The organism is Sphingobacterium hotanense (assembly GCF_008274825.1).
GTDB lineage: Bacteria > Bacteroidota > Bacteroidia > Sphingobacteriales > Sphingobacteriaceae > Sphingobacterium > Sphingobacterium hotanense.
Map to the genome: position 1 here is coordinate 2,253,652 of NZ_CP030848.1, position 13,351 is coordinate 2,267,002.

Sequence of the window (13,351 nt, forward strand, 5' to 3'; positions counted from 1 at the left end):
TTACCTCTCAAGGAATAATGAAGGTATTCCAACACAGCATTAAATAAAAAAAGGGAGAATCAACAATTCCCCCTTTCCTTATCTAAGACTATTTTCTTTTATTCTTCATTGTCATTTTCGCCTTGGCGCCACCTCCATAATTGTAGGTTTTGCTATTACTTTCCTTCTTTTTATGGAAAGCACCGCCCTGACTTTCGTCAATAACCGGCTTCTCTTTTGGGGCATCAGAAGGGGTGTAGATCAACAGATCTTTCGGCAAGGGTTCTACAGGAATTTTCTTACCCAATGATTGTTCAATCTTCTTTACTTCCGGCAATTCGATGTCTGTAGCAAAGCTGATTGCGATAGCATCCTCATTAGAAGATTTTAAAACGTGTTTCACAAAGCGTTCAATCTCCTCAGGAATTTCGAAATGGAAAATAAAAGGGATGCCGCTCAAATCAACATCCGAAGTGTTTTCATTTGCAACAAGAAGTATTCGGCATTCCGGCAACTGTTTAAAGATGTTGACATCATCAATATTATAATCTTGTGGATTGACACCCTGATATAATGCTGCAACGCCTTTCTTGACGTGAAGTCTTTCGAGTAATTTGCGAGCTGTATGTACAGTATTAACAAACACAATCACCTTATCAAAAACCTCTTCGTCGCGCATCAAATCATTCAACAAATTGATCTTCGTCGTAAAGTTAGGAACTTGATACAGCAAAAGCTCATGCGTATCATGCGTATGATCGCCCAAATCTTCAACTTCAATCAATGTAGCAAATGGCATGAAAACATCGATCATCGCGTGAAGCTTTTCATGCTCCACGGTGCTAAATGCTAGGTACTGCACCTTTCCACAGCTTTGAGCAAGTTCTCGCACGGTATTCGACATGCCTTGTTTTACAATTTCTTCCGCATCATCCACAATAAACGTTTGTATACGATTCAGGTTCAATCCTAATTTCAGATAAACCGCGCGCGCGCGAGTAGGAGTAGCAACAACGATATCCACACCACGAACAAGATCTTCGATTTCCTCTTCCATACTTCCCGAAGACTTTAAGCCCATTATAGCCAAGTTCTTATTTTTGCTAATGGCATAAAATGCTTCAACAATTTCTTCGATCCGCTCCTCATTTGGCGCTAAAACTAAAACTTTAGGAGCCTCATCATCAGTGTATTTTAAACGCATCAACACTCCTAAAATATACGTTGTCGTTTTGCCGGCGCCTTCAGGAGCAATACCAATTAGACTATGACCTCCAACAATTCTGGAAAGGGTTTTTAACTGGAATTCCTTCGCAGTAAAATAACCTAATTCGTTCATGTTCGAATAAAGACGCTTGCTAAGTTTTAATTTATCTAAAGACACTGTTGATTTTTTTAATGAATGTGTAGCTGCAAAGTTAATTAAAATATCGCGGTTCTCGATTATTCAATGCGCTTGGTGGGTACTTGCAACGAAATTTCTATCAAACTAGATTTATATATTTTCAATATATTTGAGAACACACTAACGGGGCAAACCTCTATCTAGCTCTTCTTGAAGCTATCGCATTCTTTATAATTAGGATACCTGAGTAACATATTCTATGAAATATGGCTGCTGCATTGTCGAATATGGACCAAGGACTGACGAATATCGAATTAACTCCAATTAGTATGTTTTAATAAATCATTTTTATGTTTATGAACCAAAATCTGATTGTTCGCAACTTTCTCTTACGCTCAAACATCCTATGGATTGCTCTCTCCTTGAGCATTCTTCTAATGGTCTTCAGTTGTCAAACAGATCAAAGCAGCAGCTTATCTTCAAGCGAGCAACAGCGATTGGATAGCATCGCCAAGCGTGAATTTTTAAAATATTTTACGCTTGCCTCCGAACCTAGAGATGCTGACGCGGACACTTTGTTGAAAGCCTATGAGCGAACAGATGGTTTTAGAAAAAACATATATTATTGGACGACAAAAGTAGGGAAATTGAATTATGGTTTCAAAAATGATACGCTCGTCAATATCGTGGACGCCATTGACATACCTAAATCGAAACCCGAGGAATGGGTTCTTAAACAAATAATATTATTAAAAAGTAAATCCAACGATCGAGACATTAATCCTTCAGCCGTATTAAAACAGTTGATCGAAGTCCGTGCAGAAGCAGAAAAGCTCAATTCCATCTATCTATATGAGCTAGATAATCTTTTAGCGATGTCCTATTATTCGAATCGCGATACCGAGAATTCGTTGACACATGTCGAGTGGATGAAGCGTAATTATCTTTATGCCGACCATCCTAGATTTAGGCAAATGTATTACGATATACGTTTCATGCTTTCGCTAAATTTCAAAGACAAGATAAAAACGAAAGAGTTTTTAGATAGCTGCCAATCCTTGGCGATTGCATTAAACGACACGCTTGCGCTGATGCGATCTTACGATTTCGAAGCGCAATGGCTGAAGCGAACGGGAAGGACGAAAGAGGCTGTCGAAAAGGCAAGGGTGTATTTTCAATTTGCGAATGAGACAAAAAGATATAATGCTTTAAAGCGTTATCTTAACTTCGCAGAATTATTTCTCGCCAATAGTCAGCCTGACTCAGCAATTTTTTATTTGAACCAAGGTGTTAAACTGGATTCGATTCAGAAAAATGATACTAAGGATCTGGCAGGGACTTACTATAGTATATAGTGAATCATACGCTATGAAAGGTGATTTTAAGCGAGCATTCGAATACAGCAAAAAAGAAAATCAGGCTTACAAAGAAGCCAACGAAATTATTCAGAAGACTGAAATTGCGGAACTGACTGCCCGTTATGATGCGGAAAAGAAAGACGAAGCCATACAATCGCTTCAAACCAACAATGAATTGAGCGATAAATTAATTCTACAGCAGCGCTGGACCTTCAGTATATCAATCGCCTTGCTCGCCTTGTTAGGCTTCTTTTTGTTCAATTCTTACAAACAGAAGCTCTTTAAAGCACAGCATGATAAATTGCTGTTAGAAAATAAACAGCTTCTTTTAGAGCAAAAGAATAGACAGAATCAATTAAATCCTCATTTTATATATAACTCCATCGCCAACCTACAAGGGCTCATCAGTACCAATCAAAAGCAGGAAGCCAATCAATATTTGATCACATTGACGAGAGTAATCAGAGATATGCTCGAGCTGAATAGAAAGGACTTTATCCCTTTAGAAAAGGAAATCAGAAGTTTACAGAACTACGTCAATCTGCAGCAGATGCGCTTTAGTCATTCCTTCGATTTCAAAGTAGAATCGGTTGATTTAGATCTTGACAATATCCTTATTCCACCGATGCTAATTCAGCCATTTGTTGAAAATGCAATTGAACATGGGTTAATGAATCTCGATCGCAAGGGATGTTTACAGGTAAAGTTCTATCAGAATGAAGCAACCTTACATATCGAGATTACCGACAACGGAAAAGGGGCGACGGAAGAATCTGTCAAAAGTTTTGAAAAAGAATCTCTTTCCCATGTAATTACGCAGGAACGCATAGAATTGCTTTATGGAAACGATACTAAGACCGCAGGACTAAAGACTTTCCCAAATTTTAGAGCCGATGGCTCAGGGTATAAAGTCGAAATATACATACCACTAACTTTATTTTTTGATTAAATTATGCTGAAGATCTATATACTTGAAGATGAGGAAAACATACTTCGCTACATCCGTACTATTCTTGACGAAATTCCATATGTCGCTGTAGTGGGATCCGCAGCTTCTATTAAAAAGGCGCAAATAGAAATCCCTCGGGAATTACCCGACCTTATTCTCTCGGATATTCAACTGAAAGATGGAATCAGTTTGGAATTGCTCGCAAATCTAAATCTAGACACACATATTATCTTCATCACAGCATTCAATCAATATGCGATGGAGGCCTTGAACCTCGGCGCTATAGGCTACCTAACAAAGCCGATAGACCCAAATCTCCTTGTCGAGAAGATCGAGCAGTGCTATAAAAAAACATCGGAATTTAAATTCAATCAGCTACAGCTTAAGATTGCTGAAAATCATCTGAAGCATCCGTCTATACCCAAAAAGATTGCCCTACGGACCTTTGAATTTACGCAGATCGTGAATGTGGAAGACATTCTGTATTGTTATAGCGATAAGGGCTATACCACCTTCAACCTCAAAGATGGTGTAAACTTGATGGTGTCTAAGGTAATAAAGCATTTTGAAGCGATGTTGCCACCAGAACAATTTATCCGTTGTCATCAATCCTATCTAATCAATTCGCACTTTATTCATAAATACTATAAAGACGGACAATTGGAAATGAGAGATGGAAAAAAAATCCCTGTCTCTAATAGAAAACGAGAAGCGATCATGCAGTTTATTGAAAGACTTACCTAACTCTTGATTTTAATTTTTAGTTGTTTAAACGCACTTTTCAGTGCGTTTTTTGATTTTAGACGAGTCCTTTCTATAGCTTGCCAATCGTCGCCACTTCGAATATTCTCTAATACTTGACGCTTATTGATTGATACCTATATCAATCTTCATTCTATCAAAAAACTTAAAAATATTCCTTGATATTTAAATCAACAAACAAGTCAGAGATGAAAAAATTAGAGAAAATTGAAACCAAAGAAATATTAGCGACAGCGAATATTAAAGGTGGCTCGATCGGACTCCAATCAAGCTTTAGTAATGATACAGGTATTGTCACTGGCGGCGTTGATCCGACCTGCAATAAAAGCACGGGCTATGTAGTGGCAGATAACTGGAGAGACTATATCGATTTATAACAGAAGTACACACACACACACACATTAATACTAATAAAACCATGAAAAAATTAGAGAAATTGAAACAAAACAAATTGGTTAATACAAACCAAGTTAAAGGTGGCATTCTTGGCGGACGCGGTTTAACAAATGGCATCGACAATGGGGTTCTTCCGACAATGAGTAGTTCAAACGAACTATTTGGAGACACTACAGTTGCAGACCACATTGACGATGGTTGCACAAGACCGTAATTAAAACGAATAAACTAAATACATACACTTATAAATTAATACCTTATGAAAAAGTTAGAAAAACTAAACGCAAACAAACTTGCAAATACTGAGCAAGTTAAAGGTGGCGCAGGCATCTTCGTTGACTTCTCAGTAGATGTAGTAGACGGAGGATCAGTTCCAACAACAGAGCACAGACCGACAAAAGGTCGCTTAGTAGAGCACTACACTTGTGACCATGCTCCTGATAACAATTAAGTATTTGTAATCAGCTAATTTAAAGGAGCTGTCCATCGAGGGCAGCTCCTTTATTTTTTTGCTAGATCAAGAATTGTGTCTGCAGCATGAAAGGAGGGATTTAAGGTTTTACAGGATGTTTTGTCTTTGAAGGATATTTTGTCTTTGAAGGATAGTTTGTCTTGAACCAGGAAAGGAAGGATTTTAGGATTAGCAGGATCGTGTACAGTTTATTTAAAAGGGTATTGTTTTGAACCAGGAAAGGAAGGATTTTAGGATTAGCAGGATGTTTTGTCTTTGAAGGATAGTTTGTCTTGAACCAGGAAAGGAAGGATTTTAGGATTAGCAGGATCCTGTAAATCTTTGCATCCTTCCTTTCCTGGTTCTGAAAACCATTTTTTCTTTCAACATGATCCTGTAAATCTTTGCATCCTTCCTTTCCTGGTATTCTAGGTTTTTGACATATGCAAATTTTCTTTAATATTTTTTCTATCACGCTGCATAATGATAATCTTCCCGATACATCTCCTGTCGTCCGATCAAGGAAAACATGATCAAAATCAGCTTGAATTTCACATTGTTCAAGACCAACGGGTAAGCTTTGGTTGTGAGGTTCCGTTGCGCATATTCTCGGAGCGTCTTGTCATGTGTAATGGCAATCTTTGCCGCTTGGTTCAACTCCTGCTTTATGGCCTTGTTGGCCATATGCGAGACTCGCTTTCGACCGCGAATACTGGTCCCAGAAGTGTGCTCAAATGGTATCACACCGGCATAGACAGCGTATTTTCGGGGATCGGTAAAAGCCTTGAAATTCTCCGTATAAACGATCGTCATCCAGGCATTGACCGGGCCTATCCCTTTGACGCTTTTGAGGATCTGATAGTTCCTGTTGAGCGATTCATCGCTTTCGATGAGCTGTAAGATTTCTCGTTCTACTCTGTAGATCTCTTTCTTATAAACATCTATCATTGTTTTACTGACCTTCAGGATCACCTTCCCTGCGTCTTTCCCGTACATCGCCTTGCGCTCAGAGCTGCTCGCTTTGTAACCGGCCATCTCTCTCACTAGACGTTTACGAAAGGAGATCAGCTGCTTAAGATCAAATATTGTAGAATTCAATTTACCGCTTGGTTCGAGCATATAAGCCTTTTCTTCCCCATACTGGGCAATCCTAAAGGAGTCTTGCTTATCGCTCTTGCCACGGACCATGCCCATCGACTTCTTGATCTCTAGACCAGATTTGCGTGTATACGAAAGACCTTTTGACTCGCAATACTGCAGGAATCTATATTCATATCCACCAGTATATTCCATGATAAAGAAGACTTGGCTTGATACAAAACCTTTCCCTCGCATCCACTTTGCCAATTGCTTAAATCCCGAACTGTTGTTCTCGATCTTAATGAAATCATGTGTGCCCCAATGGCAGATGTCCAATGTCTTCTTAGAAACGTCGACACCTAAGGTAATACGATCTTTTTTCATGATCTAAACTTTTTAATGTAAATGATTGAAAAATTGCCCGTTACCTAGTACCTTTGAAGTACCTTTGATAATAAAACTATTCTAGTTTGGCCTTAGGCAATGAATAAGGTAGGCACAGATACCAGGAAAAGTCCTTAACGACTACTTCAAAATAATGTTCAACCTGCCTTATTCATCCTAACGCTTCCGTTAGGTAATACCTTATATCTTCTATTAAGTATTTATTCATCAATTACTCTCTGTTTAAACCAAAGGTTCAGAAACCCCTTATTTCTTTCAACATGATCCTGCCCATCCTTGCATCCTTCCTTCCTGGTTCAGAAACCCCTTATTTCTTTCAACATGATCCTGCCCATCCTTGCATCCTTCCTTTCCTGGTTCAGAAAACCTTTTTATTTTCAAAAAGATCCTGCCCATCCTTGCATCCTTCCTTTCCTGGTTCAGAAAAACTTTTTTTCTTTCAACATGATCCTGACAATCCTTGAATCCTTCCTTTCCTGGTTCAAAACAAGTTTACCTTAATCGTTCAGTCCACCAATACCTCAATACAAATCAATATAGACTTCCTCGGCTTAAAGCCCTTTCAAACCCAATGATAAGCCCTTTATGAACCCTTTCAAAACCGCTCGGAAAGGGCTTTGATATGGGTATGCATGGGTTTTCGTTTTGGTATAATATCAAGAAGCTTTAAACAAATCTCAAAAAGTATATCCAAGCCGTCATAGGTCTAACTACTAAATACTAACTACTAAATACTACAACCCGCTTTACGAATATACTTTCAAAGCCTACGAATATTGATTGATGGTTAGCAGCTTATTTAACCCCGGTTTTTTTGAATTGCTATTATTCTATTTTCACACAGTAAAGCGATTCCTGCAGAAAGAGCTGAAGGTGATCATACTAATGAAGGAAGAATGAGCAAAGTATTAATCTTAAGCCAGGCTAGTTTTGAGACCTCTACAGACTACCTCTGTAAGTGGTTAGGGTATTATGCTACTCCGTATAAACGCTTAAATGGAGAGGATCTGTTTATGATAAACAGTTTATCCGAATTGCCGCAAAATGATGACTATGCCGTGGTATGGTATAGACGACGTATTCATAAGTTCCCGAATGTCGGATATAGTTTCAGAGAAGAGCATTTTGAGAACGATAGAACGCTTCGTGACTTCCTAAACACGGAATTTAGAGCCTTATTCTTCTATATTCTTGAGAAGATCGACCTGAATAAATGGGTGAACAATCCCTTTGTATTCAATAGGATTAATAAGCTACATGTATTGCAGGCTGCTGAAGAACAGGGTATTCTGATTCCAAAGACGGAGGTGATGACCAGCAAGACTGCTCTCGTGGGGTTTCTTGCTACCTACAAGAAGCTTATTCTTAAACCACTCAGCGAAGTGATTTTCTTACAAGATGAGGGGGATATGCACTTCAATATGTTGTCGAAGGTTATCGATGAGAAGACGTTGAAATATGTTCCTCAGCAATTCTTTCCATCTTTAGTACAGCAAGCGATTGAAAAGAAGATGGAGATCAGGGCATTCTACCTTTATGGTCGATTCTATTCGATGGCAATCTATTCGCAAAATAATAAAAACACCAAAACCGATTTCCGTAACTACGATCATCAACGCCCAAATAGAACAGTTCCTTATAAATTACCGCAAGGGTTAGAGCGCAAGCTGGATGCCCTGATGAAAGGCTTAGGATTCAATACAGGCTCGATCGACCTTATTCTTACGCCGGAAGGCGATTACGTTTTCTTAGAGATTAATCCAGAAGGTCAATTTGGTATGGTTTCTCATCCTTGTAATTACTTTTTAGAACGAGAAATGGCATTAATATTTAAAGAGAAGATTTCCAATGAAGCATAGGTTTATCAAAAAACTCAAAAAGATGGAGGGTCTTCCTCTTTCAATCTATTTTCTGGAGAGGGATCAAATGGATTCGGACAAGACGCCCTATAAATTAGAAGAAGCCAAAGATATCAATTCCAAAGGCTATAGGGTGATTAGTTATTACAAACCGGTTTCAAAACTTTAGTTATGCGCTATCTGAATATCTTCGCAAATTGTAAGCTTGTCAAAGGGGCTAGCATGTCGCTGCTTTGCGATTTACAGCTTAGAAAATACTATCAAATTCCAAACGACATGGCTGAAGTGCTGGTATTTCTAGCAGACCATTCGGTGGAAGAAGCAATAGAGACTTTTGGAGTTGAAAACAAGGGGACAATACAGTCCTATATCAATTTTGTGTTGAAAATGGACATGGGTCTTCTGGATGACAACATTATCAAAGAGCTGGTACCTTTGTCGTTAGAGTGGGATGCTTTCTCTGAAATTACCAATGTTATTCTCGAGTTTAAGCCAGGAACGAGTTATGATGTCGCTTTTATTCAGGATTTACTTTCGCTGAACTTATCGGCGGTTGAATTAAGAAGCTACGAGCCGATTCCTTTTTCCGAAACAGTTCAGCTACTTTCCTTATTTAAATATAGCAAGATCTTGTCTATCAAATTGATTACCGCTTGGTCCAAGGAATATTCAGAAAAGCGGATAAAAGATTTAATGGAGACAGATTACAGGCTCAATACGGTTGTACTTCATGGAGCACCGAAAACAAAGCAAGTTAAGTTGTTCAGAGATTCCGCGTCAATTGTCTACAGTCAAAGTAGTCTGAACTCAAACCTGCAATGTGGGGTTATTCAACCTTCTTATTTCAGCACGAGCATAGAGTTGTTTTCCGAAAGCCAACTTCACAATACTTGTCTAAATAGGAAATTGTCAATAGACAAGGATGGCTTCATAAAGAACTGCCCATCGATGAAAGAAAACTATGGTCATTTCTTAGATACGTCTTTAGCAGACATCCTTGCAGATCCCGGCTTTAGGAAGGATTGGTTCATCAATAAAGACAGTATTGAGGTCTGCAAAGATTGCGAATTCCGTCATGTCTGCACGGATTGTAGAGCTTTCACAGAACGAACGCATGTCGACAAGGATGGACGCGATAGATCAAAACCATTGAAATGTGGTTATGACCCCTACAATAATTCATGGGAAGATTGGTCGCAGAATCCGTTGAAACAAGACGCCATCTCTTTCTATCAAATGGAAGATTTAATCGATAAAGCGTAGGATGGCAAAGTTTCCGTTTTATAAACAACCCGATGCCAAGGACTGTGGACCGACATGTTTGCGAATTATCAGCAAACATTACGGGAAGTCGCTTTCTCTACAGATGTTGCGCGATCTTTCAGAAACAACACGAGAGGGGTCCAGTCTTATGGGACTTAGCCGCGCCGCGGAAGCGATCGGATTCAAAACACTAGCGGTAAAGATCGACTTTAATACGCTTTTTGAAGATGTGCCGATGCCTTGTGTTGTTTTTTGGAGAAAGCAGCACTTTGTGGTCGTTTATAAAGTCGAGAAATCTGCTAATGATTATAAAATTTATATTTCCGATCCCAGCTATGGATTGATAACCTACAGGAAAGAAGAGTTTCTGGAAGCTTGGATTGGGAAAGGCGCCAATGAAACGACCGAAGAAGGCATCGTTTTGGTGCTGGAGACTACGCCGCGTTTTGATGAAGTGGAAGAGAACACGGATAAGAAATTTTCTATCTATAAATACCTTAAACACTATCTCTCAAAATATAGGAAATATATTGTTCAGCTAGCAATCGGACTTATCGGTGGAAGCTTGCTCGCCTTAGTACTCCCGTTTCTGACGCAAAGTATCGTTGATATCGGTATCCAAAATCAGGATCTCAATTTCATTTATTTAGTGCTATTTGCACAAATTATGTTGTATTTGGGGCAGATGAGCATTGAGATGATTCGGGCGTGGATACTGCTGCACTTATCCTCAAGAATTAACATTTCCATTGTATCGGACTTCTTTATCAAGCTGATGCGATTGCCTATTAAGTTCTTCGATACACGCGTAACAGCTGATATTATGCAGCGAATTGGAGACCATTCCAGAATCGAGCAATTGTTGACCAATAGCTCATTGCAAACGCTGTTCTCGCTTATCAATTTCATCATTTTCGGGATGGTGCTGTTGATCTATAATTATAAGCTTTTCCTCGTTTTCTTTTTCGGTGCTATTGCCTATGTGTTATGGATAACCTTTTTCTTAAAGAAGCGTCGAGAATTGGACTATAAGCAGTTTTCCCAGCTATCGGAAGAACAGGGCCAGGTAATGGAACTGATCAATGGTATGCAGGAGATCAAGATGAACAATGCCGAGAACTACAAACGCTGGCAATGGGAGGGCACTCAGATCAAAGTGTTCCGCATTAAGATCAAGGCTTTGAAATTAGAGCAAGTGCAAACGATCGGCGGTAATATCATTAGTCAACTTAAAGATGTATTGATCAGCTTTATTGCTGCTAGTTTGGTTGTTGAAGGGAAATTGACTTTGGGGATGATGTTGTCCGTGCAGTACATTATCGGGCAATTAAATACGCCCTTGATTCAGCTCGTTAGCTTTATTCGTCAATTTCAAGATGCGAAAATTGCTTTGGAACGTCTGAATGAGATTCATGAGAAAGACGATGAAGAACAGCTTGATCAAGCAAAACTTACAGACCTACCGGAAGGCGATATTCAACTTAATAATGTCTCTTTCCGTTATACCGGCTCAAAAACATCGGTATTCGAAGGGCTCAACTTAACCATTCCTTTCGAAAAGACAACTGCAATTGTAGGTGCGAGCGGAAGTGGCAAAACGACCTTGATGAAGATATTGGCGAAGTTTTACGATGCTGATCAGGGAACCGTAAAAATTGGCCCTACGGAGTTGAAGAATATTTCTGTTCATACTTGGAGGGCGAACTGTGGCATTGTTATGCAAGATGGATACATCTTTAATGAAAGTATTGCTCATAATATTGCTTTAGGGGATGATAGTGTAGATAAAATGAAATTGGGTCAAGCAGTGGAAGTGGCGAATATTAAAGAATTTATCGAAAGCTTGCCTTTAAGCTATAATACAAAAATAGGGTATGAAGGCTTAGGCCTTAGTGGCGGACAAACACAAAGGATGCTCATCGCAAGGGCGGTATATAAAGAACCTAAGTTTGTGTTTTTTGATGAGGCTACGAGTGCTTTGGATGCGAATACTGAAAAGATTATTACAGACAACTTGAACCACTTTTTGAAAGGTAAAACAGCGGTGATCATAGCTCACCGCTTATCTACCGTGAAAAATGCAGATAAGATTGTGGTGTTGGATCGTGGCCGAATCGTGGAAGAGGGTAGCCATGCCGAGTTAGTTGCTAGAAGAGGAGAATACTATCGTTTAGTTAAAAATCAGTTGGAACTTGGAAACTAATAGAAATACATTAGATAATATCCATCTTCGTTCAGAGCAGGTGAACGATGTGTTGGAGAATCCACCGCATTGGCTGATTCGTTGGGGAAGTACGGTGATCTGTTTGGTGATTGTTTTATTTTTTACGCTTGCCTGTATCATCAAATACCCTGAGTTTATTCAGGGATCGATCGTCATCAGTTCGCAGAATCCGCCGGAGAAGATTGAAGCAACAGTAAACTCGAGGATTGAAAAAATATTTGTTGCCGATCAGAAAACGGTGAAGAAAGGGGAACCTATTTTAGTATTACAGTCGAATGCGAACTACGAGGATATTCTTCGCTTAAAGCAGTTGCTAGATAGCGTCAAATCAAATTCCCTAGCTCAATTTCCGATCGCATTGACATCCACTTTTCGACTGGGCGAAGTACAGGAAGATTATACGGCTTTTGCCAAAGCTGTACAGGATGAGTTGCTATTTGCCAAGCTGAAACCTTATGATACTGAGGGATTAACAGCAGGTAAGAATATTAATGACTACGAGAATCGAATTGCCAACATGAAGCAGCAATACACGATCGAAGAGGCTAAAATGGAGCTCACGGAAAAGAACTACCAACGTTCGGAACAGCTGCAGCAACAGGGCGTGATCTCGGCTTTAGATTTGGAAAACGAAAAAATAAGATTGCTAGAGCAACGAAAGAACTTTAAAAATACGCAATTATCGCTTGCGCAGTTAGAGGAGAGTGTGCTAAATTTTAGGAAGATACAAGCGGGTGTTCAGATTAATAAGACTAAGGATGAATCGAATTACGCTAGCGGTAGTATTTTAATGTTAGAGCGACTTCGAAAATCGATCACACAGTGGGAGAGAAGCTTTCTTATTCGGGCATCCATCGACGGGAAAGTTAGCTATTTACAGTTTTTGGGAGAAAATCAGTTTGTCAAGGCTGGCTCAAATTTGCTGAGTATTCTACCTGCGAATCGGGACATCATTATTGGTCAAATGCTGATTGCTGCACAGAATCAAGGGAAGATACAGAAAGATCAACGCGTATTAATTAAGCTTGACAACTACAAATACCAGGAATTTGGCATCGTTACGGGACGTATTCAATCGCTCTCGCTGACACCGGACAAAGACGGGAAGTACTATGTTGAGGTGGCACTGCCGAATGGCCTTAACACCTCATACGACAAGCAGTTGAGCTTTGATCAGGAACTTACCGGCAATGCAGACATCGTAACGGAAGAACTAACGCTTGCACAAAGGATTCTTGACCAGTTGCGAAGTGTATTAAAGTACCAGAATAACGATTAGC

13 protein-coding genes are annotated in these 13,351 nt (G+C 39.4%); 10 read left to right on the forward strand and 3 right to left on the reverse strand.

Annotated elements, in window-relative coordinates:
- Positions 1-88: 88 nt before the first annotated feature.
- The gene (locus DSM08_RS09390; protein WP_149525909.1) at positions 89-1,363 is read right to left on the reverse strand and encodes a DEAD/DEAH box helicase; all 1,275 of its coding nucleotides are present in this window, start codon (positions 1,361-1,363) and stop codon (positions 89-91) included.
- Positions 1,364-1,680: 317 nt separating this feature from the next.
- Between DSM08_RS09390 and DSM08_RS09395 the strand changes: the two genes are divergently transcribed.
- The 6 genes from DSM08_RS09395 to DSM08_RS09420 all read left to right on the forward strand — a co-directional run bounded on the left by DSM08_RS09395 (position 1,681) and on the right by DSM08_RS09420 (position 5,240).
- Complete coding sequence (locus tag DSM08_RS09395) at positions 1,681-2,679, forward strand: hypothetical protein (protein ID WP_149525910.1); 999 nt, start codon at positions 1,681-1,683, stop codon at positions 2,677-2,679.
- Between the two features lie 13 nt (positions 2,680-2,692).
- Positions 2,693-3,631: a sensor histidine kinase gene (locus DSM08_RS09400; RefSeq protein ID WP_187773823.1), complete on the forward strand. Its 939-nt coding sequence runs from the start codon at positions 2,693-2,695 to the stop codon at positions 3,629-3,631.
- Positions 3,632-3,634: 3 nt separating this feature from the next.
- Positions 3,635-4,375 (forward strand): LytR/AlgR family response regulator transcription factor, encoded by a 741-nt coding sequence (locus DSM08_RS09405; protein ID WP_187773824.1) that lies wholly within the window; start codon positions 3,635-3,637, stop codon positions 4,373-4,375.
- A gap of 206 nt (positions 4,376-4,581) precedes the next feature.
- The gene (locus DSM08_RS09410; RefSeq protein ID WP_149525912.1) at positions 4,582-4,770 is read left to right on the forward strand and encodes a hypothetical protein; all 189 of its coding nucleotides are present in this window, start codon (positions 4,582-4,584) and stop codon (positions 4,768-4,770) included.
- A 41-nt stretch (positions 4,771-4,811) separates the two neighbouring features.
- Positions 4,812-5,003 carry a hypothetical protein gene (locus DSM08_RS09415; protein ID WP_149525913.1) on the forward strand — a complete coding sequence of 64 codons (192 nt, stop codon included), beginning with the start codon at positions 4,812-4,814 and terminating at the stop codon, positions 5,001-5,003.
- Between the two features lie 45 nt (positions 5,004-5,048).
- On the forward strand, positions 5,049-5,240 hold the full coding sequence (locus DSM08_RS09420; RefSeq protein ID WP_149525914.1) for a hypothetical protein: 192 nt from the start codon (positions 5,049-5,051) through the stop codon (positions 5,238-5,240).
- Positions 5,241-5,340: 100 nt separating this feature from the next.
- On the opposite strand, the gene DSM08_RS09425 is transcribed toward DSM08_RS09420, so the two are convergent.
- Both DSM08_RS09425 and DSM08_RS09430 read right to left on the reverse strand, forming a co-directional pair.
- Positions 5,341-5,715 carry a hypothetical protein gene (locus DSM08_RS09425; protein WP_149525915.1) on the reverse strand — a complete coding sequence of 125 codons (375 nt, stop codon included), beginning with the start codon at positions 5,713-5,715 and terminating at the stop codon, positions 5,341-5,343.
- Positions 5,712-6,704 carry a transposase gene (locus DSM08_RS09430; protein ID WP_149525916.1) on the reverse strand — a complete coding sequence of 331 codons (993 nt, stop codon included), beginning with the start codon at positions 6,702-6,704 and terminating at the stop codon, positions 5,712-5,714. The genes DSM08_RS09425 and DSM08_RS09430 overlap by 4 nt, the downstream gene beginning before the upstream one ends.
- A 917-nt stretch (positions 6,705-7,621) precedes the next feature.
- Here DSM08_RS09430 and gwsG point away from each other — a divergent pair.
- The 4 genes from gwsG to DSM08_RS09450 all read left to right on the forward strand — a co-directional run bounded on the left by gwsG (position 7,622) and on the right by DSM08_RS09450 (position 13,350).
- Positions 7,622-8,584, forward strand: coding sequence for a grasp-with-spasm system ATP-grasp peptide maturase (gwsG, locus tag DSM08_RS09435; RefSeq protein ID WP_149525917.1), 963 nt, complete (start codon positions 7,622-7,624; stop codon positions 8,582-8,584).
- 171 nt (positions 8,585-8,755) lie between these two features.
- Positions 8,756-9,847 carry a grasp-with-spasm system SPASM domain peptide maturase gene (gene gwsS, locus DSM08_RS09440; RefSeq protein ID WP_149525918.1) on the forward strand — a complete coding sequence of 364 codons (1,092 nt, stop codon included), beginning with the start codon at positions 8,756-8,758 and terminating at the stop codon, positions 9,845-9,847.
- A 1-nt stretch (position 9,848) separates the two neighbouring features.
- Entirely contained in the window at positions 9,849-12,050 is a 2,202-nt protein-coding gene (locus tag DSM08_RS09445) for a peptidase domain-containing ABC transporter (protein WP_149525919.1), read from the forward strand.
- Positions 12,040-13,350 (forward strand): HlyD family efflux transporter periplasmic adaptor subunit, encoded by a 1,311-nt coding sequence (locus DSM08_RS09450; RefSeq protein ID WP_149525920.1) that lies wholly within the window; start codon positions 12,040-12,042, stop codon positions 13,348-13,350. The genes DSM08_RS09445 and DSM08_RS09450 overlap by 11 nt, the downstream gene beginning before the upstream one ends.
- The last annotated feature ends 1 nt before the right edge of the window (position 13,351 follow it).